This window comes from Halomonas sp. hl-4, from assembly GCF_900215475.1.
Classification (GTDB): Bacteria; Pseudomonadota; Gammaproteobacteria; order Pseudomonadales; family Halomonadaceae; genus Vreelandella.
The window spans coordinates 2923193-2943613 of sequence record NZ_LT907845.1; the positions used below are offsets into that span (position 1 = coordinate 2923193).

Genomic DNA, 20421 nt, shown 5'->3' on the forward strand with positions numbered 1-20421 from the left:
GTTGAAATTTTTGGTCACATTGACTGTAGAAAGTGTAGATGACGTTTGCGTGAACGCCACATGAACGCTTGATGACGGTGAGTAGAGGGTGAGTAGGCGGCTCAGGGCGAGGGTGATAGGCTGGAGGACAAGCTAAATAATCACAGGAAGAGCGCGATGAGCGACGCAGAGCGACTGTTAGCAAAGCTGGTAGCGTTTGATACCACCTCGAGTGAATCCAACCTGGCGTTGGTCGGCTACGTGGAAGACTATCTGGCGACGTACGGGGTCGAGGCCGAGCGGGTGATGAGTCCGTGTGGCCAAAAAGCCAACCTGATCGCCCGCATCGGCCCCGAGGCGCCGGGCGGCGTCATGCTATCGGGGCACACCGACGTGGTGCCGGTGGCGGGGCAGCCGTGGTCGAGCGATCCTTTCACCCTGCGCGATGGCGGTGATGGGCGGCTTTATGGACGCGGCACCTGCGACATGAAAGGTTTTTTGGCCTGCGTCCTGGCCAAAGTGCCCGAATGGGTCAAGGCGCCGCTCAAGCAGCCGATTTATCTGGGGTTTTCCTACGATGAAGAAATCGGCTGTGTGGGGGCGCCGAGCCTGATCGAGCGCTTCTACACGCATTACTCCACCACGGCCCACGTGATTGTCGGCGAGCCGACCAGCATGCAGCCGGTCGTCGCGCAAAAGGGCGCCACCAACCTGCGCACCACAGTGATTGGCCGCGAAGCCCACAGCAGTCAGGTCAATCAGGGAACGTCGGCAATTCATGTGGCCGCGCGTCTGGTGACCTTTATCGAAGACACCATGGCGGCGCTGGTCGAGGAAGGCCGGGTCGATGAAGCGTTCAACGTGCCGCATACCAGCCTGCACGTGGGCAAGATCAAGGGCGGTACTGCGATCAATATCATGGCGCGAGAATGCCAGTTCGAGTGGGAGATCCGCCATTTGCCCACCGACACTTTCGATGAGATCTACGCCCGCTTTGATGCCTTTTGCAAGCAGCTAAGCGCTGAGCTGCAGGCCAAGGGCAAGACCGTCGAGATGACCACCGAGCCGTTGAACGTCACGGTGCCCGGGCTGGCAGATCGGGATAATGATCGGGTGCTGCGCCTGGCCAAAGACCATTTGCCAGCAGGGTGCTGCGACCACGCTGTGGCCTATGCGACCGAGGCAGGGCAGTTTCAGGGGCAGGGCTTGCAGACGCTGATCCTGGGGCCGGGCAGCATTGCCCAGGCGCATCAGCCGGATGAGTACGTTGAACGCCGCCAGCTCGAGGATTGCCTGGCGTTTTTAACTGACATGAGCGTTGCGTTGGAACAGCCCGCAGAACGTCATGGCGAGTAATGAGGGTCCCACCCCGCATAGCGCCGGGTGGGACGAGGTTACCCTGTCAATGCTGATGATCTTCTACATAGAGCTCAGCCTTGGCATGGCGCATTACATCTTCACAGGCTTGCTGCTGCGCAAGTTGCGTCAGCAAGCGCTGGGTCACTTCAAAGCCTTTACCTAAGCAGGTATCAACTTCATGCGAACTAATCGTTGGCGTCACGCGATAATCGATTTTTATCGTGCGACCGCCGCCTTCTAGCCGATCCGCGAACCCCCTGAGACGCCACGCGATTCTCTCTTTCCAGCTAGCTGATTCTTCCGCGCCTTCGTTTACGCTAAACGTGCACTGCCATTCCGGTTTGTAGACCTTCATAGGGAGAACCTCCACTGCAATTTGGAAAGAATGATCGATCGTGATTCGTACTCCGTCTGTCTGATGTTGTTGCAAGACCACTATACCGAACTTGTGGTGTAACTCGAAACAAAACCGCAATAAGCGTCGAGACGCAACGGCCTGTATAGCGTAGGCTGTTACCAAGCGCGGCTTAGTGCCGCCATTCTTTAGTATGGCTGGCTTCTCATTATATTTAATTAAAACAACTGACTTAGTGCCTCAAGAGGTACCAAATGGGAACATCATCGACCATCATCGACCATCATTGAGCGATTTAACATTACGCAGCGCGGGCATCACAATGCATCGACGACGCTGCTCCGGGGCATTACCCGCCTGACTCACCCAGAACTTCTGGGGCGCACACTGAGTAATATTGCCGCTGTTACCCATTCAATAATTAAGGCACCTCAATGAGCCGTGTTGATTTATGCCCGCCACTAACCCACCAGGCTTAACCGCTCGCGAAAGCTGGTGGGAACACTCGCCCACCGGTCAGCTAGTGGTCGATGCCCAGGGGCTTATCTATGCCTGTAACACCCAGTTAGCCGAATGGATGGGGCAGCCTGCCTCCGAACTTATAGGCCATCCGGCCAGCACTCTTCTTGACCCTGCCTCGCGTGCCGTTTACCTGGGGCTGTTTGCGTTTCGCATGGCCACTATGGGACGCGTTGATGAAGTACATTTAGTTCTGCGTTCATCCCGCCATGAGGATATTCCGGTGCTGTGTTGCGCTGTAAGACTAATCGTTGATGACGAGCGCCTCACGCAAATCTCGCTGCTGCCGATAAAACGTAAGAACCGTCTGGAAAGCGAACTGATTCATGCTCGTCAGGCAGCGGAGAAAGCCGCTGAAGAGAGAGCACAAGCGCTGGCAGAGCTGGAACAGGCGATGCAGAAGTTGAATGACGTAAAAGACCATTAGAACTAACAGAACGGTCGTCCCTGGGATACCTGCCAATAAACAGAATGGTCGAAACCACCCATTATCGGTATGTTGCCAGTAGATGAAATGGCGCTAAGCAAGATGAGGAAATTTAATGGGCGCGCCAGGCGTGACGTGGAAGCGCGGATGGTTGGGAACTTGGCGTTGGCGCGGCATTTGAGAGAGGAATTCACTGTATGGCCGTCCTCCACCGATAACCGATGCGTTGGCGTTTACCCGTTAGAGATTGATGACAATAAAGCAGGAAGAGGACGTTACCGTGCCAATCAATGCGCGCGATCTTGCGTTAGACACGCTGCTGTTAATGACCGTCGCTACGCTGCTGCTAATGGGCTTGGTCGGCAGCCTCTTTGGCTTGTCCGAATCCCACTCGCTGTTTGCTGTCTCACTGGTGCCCGATGCGGCGCTCGCCACCTGCCTGGCGAGCGTAGGTGTACTGGCTATCCTGCAAGGCTGGCGGCGCACGCGCTGGCTGTGCGCGTTGGCGTTAGTAGGGCTATCGTTGTACACCCTCGGCCACAACCTGCTTTCACCCACGGCAAGCTCCTCATGGTTAACCGGTCAGGAGCGAATGACCAGTATTGGCGCACTGCTGTTGCTGGCGGTGGGGCTGGCGCTGTGGTGCGGCCAGTCGACCCCCAGACGCCGGTTATTGTGGCTGTTCTGTGGGCTTGGCCAGTGGCTATTTGGCGGCCTGCTGTTGGTCAGGCTGTGGGTGGGGGTCGAGTTGGATCACCCGATGTTTGCGTCGTCCCCGGTGGCAGTGGTGGTGTTCACGCTGTTGTTGGGAACCGCCATGGTGGCGTCTTGCCTGCGCCGCTCCCCCGGGCCGCTCAAACTGACCCGCACGACTGCGCTTGCGTGTTTGGCCGGGGTGGCCGCCAGCGCAGCGGCCTGGGGGTTACTCAGCCTGCAGCAGTTCAACGATACGCAGCAGCAGGCCAGCTACCTGCTAGACAATGTGCAGTTGAACGCCGAAAAGGCGGTCAATTCTCGACTGCAACTGTTGCAGCGCATGGCCGAACGCATCGACGCCGCACCGGACGGCTTCGATCGTGAGCTGCTGACCCTGGACGGGGAAAGCTATCTGCGTGATACCCCCAGCCTGCAGGCGATTGCCCTGGTCGATGAGCGCTTGAGCCCTATCTGGTTCCATTCCCGCACACCCAGAAGCGAAGCGTGGCTCCGGCAGCAGCTCGACAAGCCGTCGGTGCCGGAGTGGTTATCGGTGCCCTTTGAACGGCCCTGGGTGGTGATCTCTGACCCTTACATGCCGAGCCTTGCGTTTGTGGCGATGCCGCTCGCCCAGCGCGATCAACGGCTTGTGGCGAGCCTCGACCTGGCCGTGCTGCTCGACTACGACTTGCGCCTTGAACTGGGACCCTTTCAGGCTAACATAAGCCGCAGCGGAACCCCTCTGCTGATGCTGCAGCCGCCTGGCGCACATACCGAGCGAGAGATACACCCAGGACGGGTTTTGGCGAAGCGCAATGCGGGTCTGCCCGGGGGGGTTAGCCTGCGTCTTGAGGCGTTATCGGGCAGTCATTACAACTGGTATCTGGCCGGTTTTGCACCCGTGGTGGTCGCCATGGTGGGGCTGATGCTAAGCGGCTTATTAGCGTTTTGCATTGGCTTAGTGGGTGCCAGTATCGCCCGGGCGAAAGAACTGGCGGAGGCGCGTCAAAACCTTGAAGACCAGCAGCACATCCAGCGCATGATCGCCCAGCAGGCGCCCCTGGAGGATATCCTAGAAAACCTTTGCCGGCTGCTTGAGCGCCAGCTGCCCGGCGCGCTGTGTTCGATCATGCTGGCGAATAACGCCAAGACACACTTAACTCTGGCGACGGGGTCACGCCTGCCCACGGCGTTCCGGGAGGCAATTCAGCAGGTGGGGATTGGCCCGGCCATAGGGGCGTGTGGCACGGCGGCCTATCAACGTTGCCAAGTGATTTGCGAGTCTATCCAAAGCGATTCGCGCTGGAAGGGGTACCACGATGTTACCCGAAGGGCCGGTCTGGCCGCGTGCTGGTCAATCCCGGTGATAGGCAGCAACGGCCAGTTGCTGGGCACATTCGCCACCTATTACGGCCAGCCACGGGTGCCCAACGAACGTGACGCTCTACTGACCGAGAAAGCGGCCGGCCTGATGGCTCTGGCGGTCGAACGCTTCCAGGTGCGGCGCTCGCTTGAGGAAAGCGAGCAGCGTTACCGCTCGTTGTTCACCCACCATCCTGATGCGGTCTTTTCGCTTGATGAGCAGGGGCATTTTGTCAGCGCGAACGCCACTTGCGCGTCGATTAGCGGCTATTCCGTTGACGAGATTGTGGGTAGTCACTTCCACCTTTTTATTTATGAATCCGATATCGAGGCAGTTAATCAGCGTTATCAATCGGTGATGCAGGGCGACATTATCCGGTATGAGCTAGTTATCCGTGACCGCGCCGGTGAGCCGCACATCATGGACCTGATCAATCTACCTATCGTCATCGACGGCGAAATTCAGGGTCTTTATGGGATTGCCCAGGAGGTTACCGATAAACGTAAGCAAGAGTCTCGACTGCGTACCCTTGAGCGCAGCGTAGAAGCAAGCGTTAACGGTGTGGTGATTGCCGATGCCACGCAGCCTGGCTTGCCGATTGTCTATGCCAATCAGGCCTTTACCATCATGACAGGCTATGAGCAGGCGGAAATAATAGGCCGCAACTGCCGTTTCCTGCAGGGCGAGGGCACTGACCCAGATATCGTTGAGAAAATCCGTCAGCAGTTAAGCGAGCAGCGCGATGTTCACGTGACGCTGCGCAATTACCGCAAAGACGGCAGCCTGTTCTGGAATGATCTTTACATCGCCCCGGTACGCAACCCAGATGGGCAACTGACCCATTTCGTGGGCGTTCAGCACGATATCACCAAACATAAGGCCTTCGAGGCACGGCTGGCTTATCACGCGACGCACGATGACTTAACGCGGCTGCCCAATCGCTCGTGTTTTGAAGACACGCTAAGCGACGCCTTTGCAACGGCAAGGCATCAGCATCATGAGGTCGCTGTGTTGTTTGTCGATCTGGATGACTTCAAGCCGATCAACGACAATCTGGGTCACGCCGTTGGTGACAGAGTGCTGGAAGAAGTCGCTCAGCGATTACTCGGCGCGGTGGGCAAGCAGCACCTAGTCGCTCGCTTGGGCGGCGACGAGTTCGTCATTCTGCACCCCTGCGTCAACGACGCAACCGAAGTGGTGAATGTGGCCGAAGGACTGCTGGCGGCTCTGTCACTTCCGTACTGTATCGAGGGGCAAGAGCTATACTTGACCGCGAGCGTGGGAATCGCCATCAGCCAGGACGCTTTATCAGAGCCGAAAACGCTGATTCAGCAAGCGGATATGGCGATGTATAAAGCCAAACAGCAGGGGCGCAATGCCTACCAATGGTTCACAGCGGCGTTTAACGATAGCGCCAGCGAGCGCTTGATATTGCGCAACGAGCTGCAAGAGGCTATCGAGCGTCATGAGTTTGAGCTGTATTATCAGCCGCTGCTTAACCGCCATGGTCGGCTGATCGGCGTAGAGGCTTTGCTGCGCTGGCCGCATCCGACTAAGGGCTTTATCTCGCCGGCGCGTTTTATTCCGCTGGCGGAAGCCACCGGGCAGATTATACCGATCAGCGAATGGGTGTTTGATCGTGCCTGCCGCGATATGCAAAGCCTGTCGCAACAAGGCCGCGGAAATCTAGCGGTGGCCGTTAATGTATCGCCCTTGCAGTTTCAGCGATCAAGTTTTCTGACCACGCTGCGCCAGACATTACTGACCACCGGCTTGCCCTCTCAGCAGCTGGCGCTGGAGCTCACCGAAGGCATTCTCATGGAGAATACCGAGGCCACGATCGACACCTTGCATGCGTTGCGCGATATGGATATCGGGATCTCCATCGACGATTTTGGCACCGGCTTTTCAAGCCTTAGCTACTTAAAGCACTTGCCGATCAGCACGGTAAAAATCGACCGCAGCTTTATTCACGAGTTGAGCCATAGCGACAGCGACGCCGCGATTGTCAAAGGGATTATTTCCATGGCGCACCACCTAGGCTTGAACGTGGTTGCCGAAGGCGTTGAAACCGCTGAGCAGCATCAGCAATTGCTAGACTATCACTGCGATGCGTTCCAGGGCTTTGGGTTGGCTAAGCCCATGCCGTTGGATAGATTAGTCACATTCATGGATTCACTCAACGAGCAGACGGGAGCTAGCGGTGACCCCGCCAGTCGATAGCATGTCCGCCGAGCAGGGCGAATGGTACCTGTATTTACTCGAATGCCAGCGGGGCACCTACGCGGGTATTACCAATGATCTGGCGAAGCGCTACCGCGCCCACGCCACAGGTAAAGGTGCGCGCTTTACTCGGGCCAATCCACCAGTGGCCTTGCTGGGTGCGCAGCCATTTCCTGACCGGTCAAGCGCCAGCCGCGCTGAGTACCAACTCAAGCGTCAGTCGGCGCAGCAAAAGCGTGCCTGGGCATCGGCATGGCCCTGCCCCTTGTCCGAGTCAGCAAACGTGCCATGATAGCGAGCCTAGCGCCACTAAGTGGAACTAACGGCGTTTGTCATTTGCAGGAGGCCACATGCACATCTTCCATTCTGACAAGACTCGTCTGCGCCAAGCCCGTACGGAGCTGCATGACGGCGCACTGGTCGCGCCCTTTGAGTGCCCTGAGCGCGTTGATCTTGTATTGAAACAAATCCAGCAGTCGGCGGTGGGCGACCTGCACGAGCCACGCGCTTATGGTCTGGAACCGGTGTTGGCGGTGCACGATGAGGGCTACGTCAACTTCCTGGCTGACTGCTGGCATGAGTGGGTGGCGGCCGGGCACGAAGGTGAGGCAATTCCCAATATCTGGCCTGCGCGCACGATGCGCGGGGACCGTATTCCCCACGCCGTGAGCGCTAAGTTAGGCTATTACGCCCTGGCGGCGGAAACCTCGATCACCGAGGGCACCTTTGAAGCCGCCATGGCGAGTAAAGATGTCGCACTAGGCGCTTTAGAGCAAACGCTTGAGACCGGCGAGCCAAGTTTTGGCCTGTGCCGGCCGCCGGGCCACCATGCCGCCTATGATCAGTTTGGCGGTTACTGCTTTTTTAATAACGCTGCCGTCGCTGCAGAGCGAGCGCTCGCTTCAGGCAAGCGCCGCGTGGCGATTTTAGACGTTGATTTCCATCATGGTAACGGTACCCAGCAAATTTTCTATGAACGCGATGATGTATTGTTTATCTCGCTACACGGCGACCCTGACGTCACTTTTCCTTACTACCTCGGTTACGCGGATGAAACGGGAAAGGGCAACGGGGAAGGCTTTAACGTCAACTACCCGTTGCCGCCAGGCACCAGCGTGGATACGTGGATGGCAACGCTGGATAATGCCTTAGCCAAGATTAAGGAAACCCAATGCGACATGCTGATCGTGTCGCTGGGTGTAGATATCTTTGAAGGCGACCCCATCAGCGCCTTTACCTTTAAAAGCGACGACTTTAGCCAGTTAGGTCAACGGCTTGCAACGGCCAGCCTGCCGACCGTATTGCTTATGGAAGGCGGCTATGCAGTGGATGACATTGGTGTCAATGTCGTCAATGTGCTACAAGGCTTTAAGCAGGGTATAAGTTAAGAAGTAGACAGATGACATCCGAAGACAATTCGGGCAGGCTATTGCCCTTTATATAGGGCAGGGAGTACGCGTGTGGCCGTTTACGGCGGTATTCAAGCACATGAATTGGAGCGTTGGTTAAATGCTTTGACCAACGCTGCTTACGATAGACGCTGTCCGCTTTCCAAAGTGCACGGCGGCGATGGGCGTGCACGGACGGCTCGCCAGAGTTTATTGCTCCTTGCCAACGACTATCGCGGCGGCCAGCTCACCCGCGAAGAGTGTGCCGCTGAGCTTGGACGCTGGTGCGCAAGCTATCTCAGTGAGGCGGAGTGGTACGTGCTGGTTGGCACGCGCCAAGCGCCTTCCCAGCCCCAGAATGAAGAAGAACGAAGCCTCACGGTACTCAAGCAGCACCGGGTAGGGTAAACACCCCTGCTATTCCTCATGACGGCGAAACCGCTGCACTGTTACAATGGATAAATGAACAGTGCTTTCGCGACACCTACCGCCTCGCTAGACGACCCCTTCTATTACCTGACGAACTTCCGTTTCGTTTTGGCCTGGGTGGGGGAGCGCCACGCTGACCTGCTGGCGGCTGATGAGCACAATTTCCTAGACCAGTTCGCTACTTTGCCACGCGCCTCCCAGGCGCTACTGGTGCGCATGGTGATGCGCAAAGGCGAGCTATTTCGCCTTAGCAAGCTCAGCTATGCCGAAATCGGTGACAGCGCCGACGCGATGGCGCCCTTGATCGCGCTGGGTTGGGTCGATGATGACCCGGCGTTGAGTATCGATGAGCTTTTTAATCAGCTACGCCTCGCCGAGCTGCGCCACGTATTGGCGGAAGAAATACGCACCGCTGGGTTAGTCGCTTCCAGCAGTAAAACGGCGCTACAGGCGGCGATGGCGAGCCGATTCCCGCAAGCCGCCCCGCTAAACAGCTGGTGGCCCAATGCGACCGACTCTGTCATGCGTCTCAGCGTAATGAACATCTGCGACCGCTTACGGCTGATGTTCTTTGGCAACCTGCGCCAAGACTGGGCTGAGTTTGTGCTGACCGAACTTGGCTTACAGCGTTTTGAGACTGTGCCTTTCACGCCCGAGTCCCGCGCTTTTCAATCGCGGCATGAGGTCGATACCTACTTAGCGCTCCATTATCTGCGCCAACGGCTGGACGCCGGCGAACGGCCCGCCGACCTCTATCAGGAACTGCCGCCGACATCGGAGAACCGTTGGCTGGCCGCCCGCCGGGCGCGATTATTGCTGCAGCTGGGCCGCGCAGCCGAGCGCAACGAAGACGTGGCGTTAGCGCTGGTGATGTATGGCGATTCAGGCAGTGGTGAAGCGCGCATTCGTCAGCTGCGTGTGTTGGAACGATTAGGCGAACACCAGACGGCCTTTGAACTGGCGACCCAGGCGTTGAATGAAAGCCCCAATGAAAGCGAACACCAGGCGCTGGCCCGGTTGCTGCCCCGATTGCGGCGGAAGCTTAAGTTGCCCCCCAGCCCGAGCGTATCCGACCCCGCCCATGAGCACTGGCAGGCGGCATTGACAGGCCCGCAAAGCGTCGAACGCGCTGTGGTTGAGGCGTACAGCAAGCCGCAGGAGCCAGTCTATTACGTGGAAAACAGCCTGATCACCGGGCTGTTTGGGCTGCTCTGCTGGCCGGCGATTTTCGCGCCATTACCTGGGGCTTTCTTTCACCCTTTTCACAACGGCCCGGCGGACTTGTATCGCGACGATTTCGTGGCGCGGCGGCGGCATGTCTTTGATGCTTGTCTGGGGTGCTTGGAAGACGGCAGCTATTGTGAAGCGATTCGGGCGACCTGGCGGGAGAAACAGGGGCTGGCCTCCCCCTTTGTCCATTGGCCAATTGTCGATGAGCCGCTGGTTGAGCTGGCGCTCGAGTGTATCCCCGCTGAGCATTTACGGGCCTGTTTCGAACGGCTGCTGGGTGATTTGAAAGCCAACCGGGCCGGGCTACCGGATCTGGTTCAGTTTCTGCCCGATGCGCCCACGGGCACGCCGCGCTACCGGATGATCGAAGTCAAAGGCCCCGGCGACCGGCTGCAGGATAACCAACGTCGCTGGCTGAGTTTTTTTCACCGCCATGAGATGCCCGTCGCGGTATGTTATGTACGCTGGACAGATGGCGACGAGCGTGAAGTATGAGATCGGCGTATCGGATCGCCGTGCGGGCGCTATGCGATTTCACCGCCCGTGAAGGCGACCTTGACCACCGCTTTACTCCTGCGCCAAGTGCTCAGGAAGGTATTGAGGGGCATACCCTCGTTGCCAGTCGCCGCGGGCCAGATTACCTTGCCGAACTGCCCCTGTCGGGTACCTTCGAAGGGCTTACCGTAACGGGGCGTGCCGATGGTTTTGACCCCGCGGCCAACCGCCTGGAAGAAGTCAAAACCCACCGCGGCAGCCTGGAGCGCATGGCCGATAACCAGCGCGCGCTGCATTGGGCGCAGGTAAAAGTCTACGGTGCGCTGCTATGTGCAGAGCGCGGCTTGGAGAAAGTCACCTTAACGCTGGTTTACTTGGACATCGCCAGCGGTAAAGAGACGCTTCTCAGCCGTGAGGCCAGCGCCGACGAACTGCAGGCGTTCTTTGCCGACCAGTGCCAACGCTTTCTTGCCTGGGCAGAGCAAGAGGCCGACCATCGCCAACGCCGTGATAGCGCCCTGCAAAGCTCGCGCTTTCCCCATGCTGCGTTTCGTCCCGGCCAGCGCGAACTCGCTGAAGACGTTTACAAAGCCACCAGCACCGGGCGCTGCCTGCTCGCGCAAGCACCCACAGGCATTGGCAAAACCATGGCGACGCTGTTCCCCATGCTCACGGCTATGCCACGCCAGCCGCTTGATCGTATCGCCTTTCTGACCATGAAGACGCCCGGCCGCCGTTTGGCGTTGGATGCGCTTGCCACGCTGCGCTCTAGCCAGAGCGAGGAACCCCAGCCGTTGAGGGTGCTGGAACTAGTGGCGCGAGAGAAGGCTTGCGAGTACCCCGACCGCGCCTGCCACGGCGAGTCGTGCCCGCTGGCCGCCGGTTTTTATGACCGCTTGCCTGCCGCCCGCCAAGCGGCAGTAGAACAGGCGTGGTTGGATCGCGGGGCGCTGCGCGAGGTGGCCCTTGAACATGATGTGTGCCCGTATTACCTGGGCCAAGAGCTGGCGCGCTGGGCAGACGTGATCGTCGGCGACGTTAACCACTGGTTCGACAGCCACGCGCTGCTGCATGGCCTGGCACAAGCCAACGACTGGCGAACGGGCGTGTTGGTCGATGAAGCGCATAACCTGGTCGAGCGCGCTCGGGGCATGTACAGCGCCGAACTTGATCAGCAGCGTTTCAACCGGACTCGCCGCGCGGCTCCCAAAGCGCTTACGAGGCCCCTGGGGCGCTTGGCTCGCCAGTGGCAGGCCGTGTTCAAAGACGCAGGGTTGGAAGAAAACGGCGAGCCGGGTAAACCAGGCTATCGGCTGCTGCCGACGTTACCCGATAAACTGGTGGCTGCCGCTCAGCAAGTAGGCGCTGCGATTACCGACCACCTGGGTGAACATCCCGAGGATGCGACGCTTGAACTTCAGGAGCTGCTGTTCGAGTCGCTGGCATTTTGCCGCTTGGCAGAGCGGTTTGGCGAGCACTCGCTGTGTGATCTTACTCGCCAGGGTCGCGGGCGGGCAGTGCTGGGTCTCCGCAACCTGATCCCCGCCGATTTTCTGGCCGCGCGATTTAGCGCCGCCCACTCAGTGGTGCTTTTTTCGGCAACGCTAACGCCTGCCCACTATTACCGGGATCTGTTGGGCTTGCCGGAAAACACGGTATGGCGTGAGGTGGCATCCCCCTTTGCTGCCCGCCAGTTGGAGGTGCGTATACGGCGCGATATTTCCACACGCTTTCGTGATCGGGACGCCTCCATCAAGCCGATAGTGGCGGCCATGGCACAGCAGTATCAATGCAGGCCAGGCCACTATTTAGCGTTTTTCAGCAGCTTTGCTTACCTGGAGGCAGCGCTGGCGAGATTCCGCGAGGCGCACCCTGACATCCCCGTTTTCGGCCAAACCCGTGGGATGCCTGAGGCGCAGCGCGAGGATTTTCTAGCTCGCTTTATGCCCGGTGGAAAAGGCATCGGCTTTGCGGTGTTGGGCGGCGCCTTCGCCGAGGGCATCGACTTGCCCGGCGATCGGTTGATCGGCGCCTTTATTGCTACCCTGGGTCTGCCGCCATTTAACGATTTCAACGAGGCGCTTAAAGCGCGTTTGACTGCACGCTTTGGTCAAGGCGACGACTACACCTACCGCATTCCAGGCATGATTAAAGTCGTGCAGGCCGCAGGCCGGGTGATTCGCAGCCCAGACGATGAAGGCGTTGTGGTATTAATGGATGATCGCTTTGCCCAGGCCAGCGTTCGTGCGCTATTGCCAAGCTGGTGGTCGCTGGGCAATCCCAACCCATAATTTAGGACCCTAACGCGAGCCATGACAGATCTACTCTGGTACCAGTATGCGCTGATCGGGCTGATTTTTGCCTGGAGCGGCTTTGTACGCACCAGCCTGGGCTTTGGCGGTGCCGTGCTGGCGTTGCCTTTTCTGCTTTTGGTGACCAATCAGCCTCTGGTCTTCCTGCCGATCATTGCCATTCACCTGCTGATTTTCTCCAGTTGGATCGCCTGGCGCGGGCACCGCCAAGTGCAGCAAGCGGGGGTGGGCACCACATCTCCAGAGAGCAATATTGATTGGGGCTATCTAGCCAAGGCCTTGAAAATCATGATTATCCCCAAGCTGATTGGGGTGGTGGGGCTGCTGACACTGCCCGCTAACGTGATGACCAGCATCATTTTTGGCATTGTGATCATCTACGCCATTGGCTATGTGTTGAATAAGCCGTTCAAGAGTAAGAACAAGTACGTGGATTATGTGCTGCTGGCGCTGGGGGGCTACGTCAGCGGTACTTCGCTGATTGGCGCGCCGCTGATTGTGGCGGTGTTTGCCACTCATGTGGCCAAGGAGCAGCTGCGCGATACCCTGTTTGTGCTGTGGTTTATCCTGGTGGTGATCAAAATGGTGTCGTTCGTCATTGCCGGTGTCGACCTTCAACTGATCCATCAGTTGTGGCTGCTGCCCTGTGCCTTTATTGGCCACTTGGTCGGCGAGAAAGCCCACCGCTATATGCTTAAAGCGGATACCGGTCTGTTCTTTCGTGTGCTGGGGGCGGTGCTAATTCTGGTTAGCGTGGTGGGGTTACTCCATCCACCTGGGTAGCCGGGGCGACGCCAGCATCAAAAATTTTATAATGTGCACTTATGGTTAATTGAATAGGCTAGCTGACGTCTATCTGTTATAGCTAGCAATCTGACCGAATAGCAGCAGAGGTCGTTATCGTGACGTTTTCGTCGAATGATCGTTCAGACCAGCTAGCGCATGTTTTGCCGGTAACAGCCCGCCTGTTTGATAATAGCGGCGCCGCAATTTCCCTGTTCGATGACAAAGACCGGTTGCTTTATGGTAACGCCCAATATTACGAACTGATCTGCCATCCTTTGGGTACGCACCCTGCCTGGCCGGATATTGTGCGTGACAACTATGCCAAGAGTCAGGGGCTGATTGCCGAGACAGATGATATTGAATTGTGGATTCGGGCGGCGCTAGCAAAGCGTCGCAAGCAAACCTACCGTCAGTTTGAAGTTGACGCGTGGGATGGCCGATGGCTGTTGATGACGGAAACACTGATCCCTGATGTAGGCCTGCTAGGCATCGGTGTGGATGTCACTCAGGCCAAGAACATGACGACTGAGTTAAAGCAGGAATACCAGAATGCACTGGTCGAGGCAGAAACCGACCTGCTAACTAATATGGGCAATCGTCGGGCTTTGGAGCGCTTGCGTAAGATTCTGGCGAGTAAGGGATGCCGTTATCAAGTGACGGCATTGATGATTGATATCGACCAGTTCAAACCCTACAACGATACGCTGGGGCATTTGCAGGGTGACCTTTGTTTGCAGCAGGTAGCCAGGTTAATTCAGAGCGGTCTTCGAGTGAGTGAGGCCTACCCGGTAAGGCTCGGTGGTGACGAATTTCTGGTACTGATGCTGGGTGCCCCCATGTCATTAGCTCAGCGGGTGGCCCAAAGAATCAAAAACATCGTGCGTAACAGTGCCATTCCCCATCCCGCAACAGCCTCTGGTCTGGTTACCTTAAGCATGGGCCTTGCCAGCCGCGAAATTGCAGATTCGGAAAGTTTTTCATCGCTGCTCAAGGATGCCGACGATGCGCTTTATCAAGCGAAACGCGGCGGGCGAGACCGTATCAATAAAACGCCACTTTGAACTTCTGACGAGACTCGTCATAGGTATTCTCTTTCTCTCATTAATGATTATGATTGCTGTCAGAGGGCTAGCTGAATTTCCAGCCAATAAAAAACGGCCACCTGCTCAATGAGCTAAGTGGCCGTTTTCATAAAATTCTTGGTCGGAATAGCAGGATTCGAACCTACGACCTCTGCCTCCCGAAGGCAGCGCTCTACCAAGCTGAGCTATATTCCGAGGCGTTGCCGGTGGTGCGACAACGGAGGGAAATCATACGTAGCCAGGCGTTTTTTTTCAAGCCTTGGTCGCGGCGAAAAGCAGATTTATGTTTGCCGGTCGACCGCCAGGCGAGCGAGCTCAGCCATTGTATCTCGGTAGGGGCTGGGGGGAAGTGCGTCAAGCTGGGCAAGCGCTTTATCGGCCATTTCGTCGGCCCGCGCACGGGTGTAGTCCAGCGCACCTGTCGCGCGCACAATGTCCAATACTGCGTCCAACTGCTCAAGGCCGCCCTGTCGGATAACCTGACGAATCAGCTTGGCCTGCTCGGGCGTGCCTTGTTCCATGGCGTGGATCAGCGGTAGCGTCGGCTTGCCTTCCGCCAGATCGTCACCGACGTTCTTGCCCATGGCCTCGGCGTCGCCCTGGTAATCCAGTAGATCGTCAATCAACTGGAACGCCAGACCTAGGTAGCGGCCGTAATATCGCAGCGCCTGTTCCTGTTCGTGGGGAGCCTCGGCCAGCACCGCGCCGCTGTGGGAGGCAGCTTCGAACAGCATGGCCGTCTTGCCAAGAATCGTCTCGAAGTAGTCGTCTTCGGAAATGCTGGGGTTGCCGATATTGGTCAACTGCTGCACTTCGCCTTCGGCGATAACACAGGTGGCGCCGGACAGGATCGCCATGATGCGCATCGAGCCCACGTCGACCATCATTTGAAACGAGCGCGCGTAGAGAAAGTCGCCCACCAGCACCGACGGCGCATTTCCCCAAGCATCGTTGGCGGTTTTCTTGCCCCGGCGCATATGCGATTCATCCACCACGTCGTCGTGCAGCAGCGTCGAGGTATGCATAAACTCGATCAGCGTGGCCAGCGGGATATGCTTGTCACCGGTGTAACCCATCGAACGCGCAGCCAGCAACGCGAGTAGCGGCCGCAGGCGTTTGCCGCCGCTTTCGGTGATGTATTGACCAATGGTTTCGACCAGCGGCACTTTGGAGTTGAGCTGGGCGACAATGGTCCGGTTAACGGCCTCGAAGTCTTCCGCTACCACGGCGTGCAGCGGTGAAGGCATAGAGCTGGCAGACTGGGCTGATGAGACGTTAGCGGTCATGGAATGTTCGTCGCGGCAGATGGAGGCGGCATAGGCCGCGCAAGATTGAGGTCATGCTATGGGGCTGTCCGTTAGGCGTCAAGGCGCCTGCGAGTGTGTGATACCCTATCATCTGAAATGGCGCAATAGGTCTTGTGGCAAAACGTAATCATCGTTATAATCCGCGACCCACTCATCATGCTCCCTGTCAGATGGCTGCCAAAAGGGGCGCCACTCGCCGCAGGTCGACAAGAGCACGACTCGAAAGAGCGTAAAGCGATGAGCGGCCGTTTACAGTTAATCAAAACGGCAATATTGACGTCTGGAGAGAGACATGTACGCAGTTATTAAAAGCGGTGGCAAGCAGTACCGCGTTCAGGAAGGCCAGACCCTCAAGCTTGAGAAGATCGAAGTCGCTACCGGCGAAACGATTGAGTTTGACGAAGTGCTGCTGGTGGCCGACGGTGACGACGTAAACGTTGGCGCACCGCTAATTGGCGGTGCGAAAGTGTCTGCCGAAGTGGTTTCCCATGGCCGTGGTGATAAAGTGACGATCATTAAATTCCGTCGCCGTAAGCACAGCATGAAGCGCCAGGGCCACCGCCAGTGGTTTACTGAAGTCAAAATTACTGGAATTTCCGCGTAAGCGGCCAATTCCCCTTAAGGAGGATTTTGCAATGGCACATAAAAAGGCAGCCGGCTCCACGCGTAACGGTCGCGATTCCGAGTCCAAACGCTTAGGTGTGAAACTCTTTGGCGGTCAGGCAGCGAGCGCAGGTAGCATCATCGTTCGTCAGCGCGGCACGCGTTTTCACGCTGGTACTGGCGTAGGCCTGGGTCGTGATCACACGCTCTTCGCGCTGAACGAAGGCTTTGTGAAGTTTGAGACCAAAGGTCCGAAAAACCGCAAGTTTGTTAGTATCGTTTCTGCCTAAACGATTAGCGTTGCGCTCGTAACTGCGAGACAAAGTTGCGAGAAAAAGCCCCGCCATGGCGGGGCTTTTTTGTCGGTTAAACCTCTTTTCCAATACGCATTTTTACTATTCTTTGCCAGTATGCTGGTGGGAATAAAGGATTGGAAAAAGTAGTGCATATTAGGGCGGCGGAAGCGGCCGGGAGAAACAATGCAGTTCGTCGATGAAGCCTCGATCATTGTTGAGGCGGGAAAAGGCGGCAATGGCTGTCTCAGCTTTCGCCGCGAAAAATACGTGCCCAAAGGCGGCCCTGATGGTGGCGACGGCGGCCACGGCGGCAGCGTTTACCTGATTGGTGACGATGCGCTGAATACGCTCATCGACTTCAAGTACCAGCGTTTCTATAAAGCCGAAAACGGGCAGGGCGGCATGGGTCGCCAAATGAGTGGCAAAGCCGGGGAAGACCTGCATGTGAAAGTGCCGGTAGGTACCACGGTGATCGACGAGGATACCCTTGAAGTGATTGCCGATGTAACGGACATCGGTCAGGTTGTGCTGGTGGCCGAAGGTGGCCGCCGCGGGCTGGGTAATATTCATTTCAAGTCGTCCACCAACCGCGCGCCGCGGCGTACCACGCCGGGCACCGAAGGCGATCGTCGCAACCTGCGCTTTGAAATGAAAGTCATGGCAGACGTCGGGTTGCTGGGCATGCCCAACGCGGGCAAGTCGACGCTGATTCGCTCGGTATCGGCGGCCAAGCCCAAAGTGGCCAACTATCCCTTCACCACGCTGGTGCCCAACCTGGGCGTGGTCAAGCTCGGCATGCACGAGCACTTTGTGATGGCCGACGTGCCGGGGCTCATTGAAGGCGCCTCCGACGGCGCGGGCTTAGGGCTGCGTTTTTTGAAGCACCTGACCCGTACGCGGCTGCTATTTCATGTGGTTGATGTGGCGCCATTCGACGAGTCGGACCCGGTGGAGGCGGCGAAGGCGATTGTTCACGAGCTAGGTCAGTTTTCACCGGCGCTTTCCGAGCGCCCCCGTTGGCTGGTATTGAACAAGTTTGATCTTCTGCATGAAGAAGAGCGTGAAGAACGCGCTCAAGCGATTATTCAAGCGCTTAACTGGGAAGGCCCGGTGTTCCGTATTTCGGCGATCAGCAGCGACGGTACCGACAAGCTGGTGCAGGCGGCCTATCGTTGGCTCACCGAGCAGCAACGCCTGGAGCACGAAGACGAAGAAGCCCATGCCCGCGAGCAGGAAATGCGCCGGCGCATGGAGGAAGAGTCGGTCGCCCGCACCGAAGCGCGTCTGGGCCGTCGCCGCAAGCGCGATGATGAGGATGACGACGACTTCGACGATGATGATTATGACGTTGACGTCGAGTATGCCCCTTAAGGGCTAGCAGTTGGCGGCATGTCCAGGGTGGATAACGTTCAGGGGAGAAAGACGGCGTGGCAAGCAACGAGTCGGAGCTGGACAGAGCGGCGTTGAGCAGGGCTCGGCGCGTCGTAGTTAAATTGGGTAGCGCATTGCTGACCAACGACGGCCGTGGCCTGGACGAAGTGGCCATCGGCCGCTGGGTCGATCAAGTTGCCGCGTTGCACCAGCGTGGCATTGAAGTGGTGCTGGTGTCATCAGGCGCCGTCGCGGCGGGGATGGTGCGTCTTGGCTGGCAGGCACGCCCCAGTGCCGTGCACGAGCTTCAAGCCGCCGCCGCCGTGGGCCAAAACGGCTTGACCCAGTGCTACGAGCAGCACTTTGCGCGCCACGACATGCTCACCGCGCAGATTTTGCTGACCCACGATGACCTCTCCAACCGCAAACGCTACCTGAATGCGCTTTCCGCCCTGCGCACCCTGGTCGAAATGCGGGTGGTGCCGGTGATCAATGAAAACGACACCGTGGTCACCGATGAGATTCGCTTTGGCGATAACGACACGCTGGGCGCGCTGGTCGCCAATTTGCTTGAAGCTGACGCGCTACTGTTGCTGACCGACCAGGAAGGCTTGTTCGATGCCGACCCTCGCCACCACCCAAACGCGCAGCTGATTGGTGAGGCCCGGGCCGATGACCCGCGGTTGGCCGCTGTGGCCGGGAGCGGCGGCTCGCTCGGCCGGGGCGGCATGACCACCAAGGTACGCGCCGCTCAACTGGCTGCCCGTTCCGGTGCGGTAACGGTGATCGCCAGTGGCCGTCAACCAGATGTCATTACGCGGGTGATGGCCGGCGAGGCGTTAGGAACGTTGTTACGCCCAGAGCAGGCTCCCATCGCCGCTCGTAAGCGCTGGCTGGCGGGGCAGCTCCAGGTGCGCGGCACATTGATGCTCGACCCAGGGGCGGTGAAAGTCCTGCGCGACAAGGGATCGAGCCTGCTGGCCGTTGGCGTGCGAACCGTTCAGGGAAGCTTTAAGCGTGGCGATATGGTGGCGTGTGTCGACGAGCAGGGGATAACCGTGGCGAAAGGATTGGTCAACTATGGTTCCGAGGAAGCCCGTCAGTTAGCGGGGCAACCGAGCCATCAAATCGAAGCCATCCTCGGCTATGTAGAAGCCCACGAGCTGATTCACCGCGATAATCTAGTGGTGGTTTAACGCCCCGTCGGCGGTAAAGGTATCTGGCGCGGCCAATTATCGGGCACGATAAACAGCCGCTCGGTACGTTGCTCCAGCGGCATATACAGCATTATTTGCTGCGGCCGATACTCGGCCATCGCTAATAATGGCCTCAATGAAACAGAGGCTGGTGTGAAGGCATCAAACGCTGGCGGCGCCAACCAATGTGGCTTTTCTAGCCAAGCCACAAGAAAGCTCACCGGCAGCGTCGCGACAAAGGCTGGCCAATCGCCAACATGGCACCAGCGTCCACGCCGGTGCGTAGCGGTGGCTCCCTCTGGCGGCGGCATTGAGGCGTTCCATGGATAAAACAGCACGCCCGGCATGGCCAGCCGCTGGGTTAACTGTGACGCCAGAAGGCTGGCGGAAGACCCAATATCACGCGGCGCTAACCAGTGATTGAGCGTGCCCAGCCCAGCCAGCGTCGTCGACAGCGGCAACTGATGGCGCTGTAAATGACCGCATTTGAGCGCCAGGCTGTCTAGCCCGCCTGGGCCGATCCAACGGCTCTGGCTGGTTTCCTCTCCCGGCCCTTCGGGCAATCCCAGATAAAACTTGATCGCCACTTCCAAATGTACCGGTGCCGGGTGATTGCACCTGCGGTAGAGCATATCCAGCTCGCCCAAGGTGATCCGTTGGCGGGTAATGCTCACGTTACGGGCGAGCAAGCGCGTGTTGGGCGCACGATCCAGCAACCAGTGCCATAACTGCTCGTGATAGTGCCCCATGCGGCTAGTCCGGCGGCCATTTCGCGCCAGATCAGGTATTGCCAAGCCATCTAGCCAAGTCTCCAGCGAGTCGCTTAGGCCTAGCTCAGCCAGGCTAGGGCGGCCCGCATGTGGAAAAGGCGGCGCTAGTTCGACCACATCAGGGGTAACCACTAGCCAGGCCAGGTCGCGTAATATCGCCCCCTGCCGTGACGAGGTCACGCCTTCCAACTGCTGCGGTTTGATGGCTTGCATGACAACTCCTGATGGAAAGGGG

The 20421-nt window shown here is 58.0% G+C and carries 17 protein-coding genes and 1 tRNA gene; 14 read left to right on the top strand and 4 right to left on the bottom strand.

From position 1 onward, the window contains the following. Nucleotides 1–156 precede the first annotated feature (156 nt). Nucleotides 157–1335, top strand: coding sequence for an acetylornithine deacetylase (gene argE, locus CPH17_RS13890; RefSeq protein ID WP_096299930.1), 1179 nt, complete (start codon nt 157–159; stop codon nt 1333–1335). 46 nt (nt 1336–1381) lie between these two features. On the opposite strand, the gene CPH17_RS13895 is transcribed toward argE, so the two are convergent. Then, the gene (locus tag CPH17_RS13895; RefSeq protein WP_027337574.1) at nt 1382–1693 is read right to left on the bottom strand and encodes a hypothetical protein; all 312 of its coding nucleotides are present in this window, start codon (nt 1691–1693) and stop codon (nt 1382–1384) included. A gap of 451 nt (nt 1694–2144) precedes the next feature. On the opposite strand from CPH17_RS13895, the gene CPH17_RS13900 reads away from it, so the two are divergent. The 9 genes from CPH17_RS13900 (at nt 2145) to CPH17_RS13940 (ending at nt 14622) form a co-directional block, all read left to right on the top strand. Continuing rightward, the gene (locus tag CPH17_RS13900) at nt 2145–2639 is read left to right on the top strand and encodes a PAS domain-containing protein (RefSeq protein ID WP_096299932.1); all 495 of its coding nucleotides are present in this window, start codon (nt 2145–2147) and stop codon (nt 2637–2639) included. Between the two features lie 250 nt (nt 2640–2889). Continuing rightward, a complete protein-coding gene (locus CPH17_RS13905) occupies nt 2890–6921 on the top strand; it encodes a sensor domain-containing phosphodiesterase (protein WP_231898033.1) in 4032 nt (1343 codons plus the stop codon). A 1-nt stretch (nt 6922) separates the two neighbouring features. After that, nucleotides 6923–7213 carry a GIY-YIG nuclease family protein gene (locus tag CPH17_RS13910; RefSeq protein WP_074397772.1) on the top strand — a complete coding sequence of 97 codons (291 nt, stop codon included), beginning with the start codon at nt 6923–6925 and terminating at the stop codon, nt 7211–7213. A gap of 58 nt (nt 7214–7271) precedes the next feature. Beyond that, nucleotides 7272–8309 (top strand): histone deacetylase family protein, encoded by a 1038-nt coding sequence (locus tag CPH17_RS13915; RefSeq protein WP_074397771.1) that lies wholly within the window; start codon nt 7272–7274, stop codon nt 8307–8309. Nucleotides 8310–8381: 72 nt separating this feature from the next. Beyond that, nucleotides 8382–8717 carry a hypothetical protein gene (locus tag CPH17_RS13920; RefSeq protein ID WP_074397770.1) on the top strand — a complete coding sequence of 112 codons (336 nt, stop codon included), beginning with the start codon at nt 8382–8384 and terminating at the stop codon, nt 8715–8717. 54 nt (nt 8718–8771) lie between these two features. Next, complete coding sequence (locus CPH17_RS13925) at nt 8772–10463, top strand: VRR-NUC domain-containing protein (RefSeq protein WP_096299934.1); 1692 nt, start codon at nt 8772–8774, stop codon at nt 10461–10463. Next, a complete protein-coding gene (locus CPH17_RS13930) occupies nt 10460–12754 on the top strand; it encodes an ATP-dependent DNA helicase (RefSeq protein WP_096299936.1) in 2295 nt (764 codons plus the stop codon). The genes CPH17_RS13925 and CPH17_RS13930 overlap by 4 nt, the downstream gene beginning before the upstream one ends. A 21-nt stretch (nt 12755–12775) precedes the next feature. Continuing rightward, entirely contained in the window at nt 12776–13558 is a 783-nt protein-coding gene (locus CPH17_RS13935; protein ID WP_096299938.1) for a sulfite exporter TauE/SafE family protein, read from the top strand. Nucleotides 13559–13677: 119 nt separating this feature from the next. Next, entirely contained in the window at nt 13678–14622 is a 945-nt protein-coding gene (locus tag CPH17_RS13940) for a GGDEF domain-containing protein (protein WP_096299940.1), read from the top strand. A gap of 139 nt (nt 14623–14761) precedes the next feature. On the opposite strand, the gene CPH17_RS13945 is transcribed toward CPH17_RS13940, so the two are convergent. Beyond that, nucleotides 14762–14838 (bottom strand) — tRNA-Pro (locus tag CPH17_RS13945). Nucleotides 14839–14924: 86 nt separating this feature from the next. Further along, nucleotides 14925–15929: an octaprenyl diphosphate synthase gene (ispB, locus tag CPH17_RS13950; RefSeq protein WP_096299942.1), complete on the bottom strand. Its 1005-nt coding sequence runs from the start codon at nt 15927–15929 to the stop codon at nt 14925–14927. 313 nt (nt 15930–16242) lie between these two features. Here ispB and rplU point away from each other — a divergent pair, with 313 nt between their 5' ends. The 4 genes from rplU (at nt 16243) to proB (ending at nt 19416) form a co-directional block, all read left to right on the top strand. Continuing rightward, nucleotides 16243–16554: a 50S ribosomal protein L21 gene (gene rplU, locus CPH17_RS13955; protein ID WP_074397739.1), complete on the top strand. Its 312-nt coding sequence runs from the start codon at nt 16243–16245 to the stop codon at nt 16552–16554. Between the two features lie 31 nt (nt 16555–16585). After that, nucleotides 16586–16843 carry a 50S ribosomal protein L27 gene (gene rpmA, locus CPH17_RS13960; RefSeq protein WP_074397738.1) on the top strand — a complete coding sequence of 86 codons (258 nt, stop codon included), beginning with the start codon at nt 16586–16588 and terminating at the stop codon, nt 16841–16843. A 189-nt stretch (nt 16844–17032) separates the two neighbouring features. Further along, nucleotides 17033–18220 (top strand): Obg family GTPase CgtA, encoded by a 1188-nt coding sequence (cgtA, locus tag CPH17_RS13965; RefSeq protein ID WP_074397737.1) that lies wholly within the window; start codon nt 17033–17035, stop codon nt 18218–18220. A 56-nt stretch (nt 18221–18276) separates the two neighbouring features. Further along, complete coding sequence (gene proB, locus CPH17_RS13970) at nt 18277–19416, top strand: glutamate 5-kinase (protein WP_096299944.1); 1140 nt, start codon at nt 18277–18279, stop codon at nt 19414–19416. Here proB and CPH17_RS13975 read toward each other — a convergent pair. Next, a complete protein-coding gene (locus CPH17_RS13975) occupies nt 19413–20399 on the bottom strand; it encodes a DUF1853 family protein (protein ID WP_096299946.1) in 987 nt (328 codons plus the stop codon). The genes proB and CPH17_RS13975 overlap by 4 nt on opposite strands. Nucleotides 20400–20421: the final 22 nt, after the last annotated feature.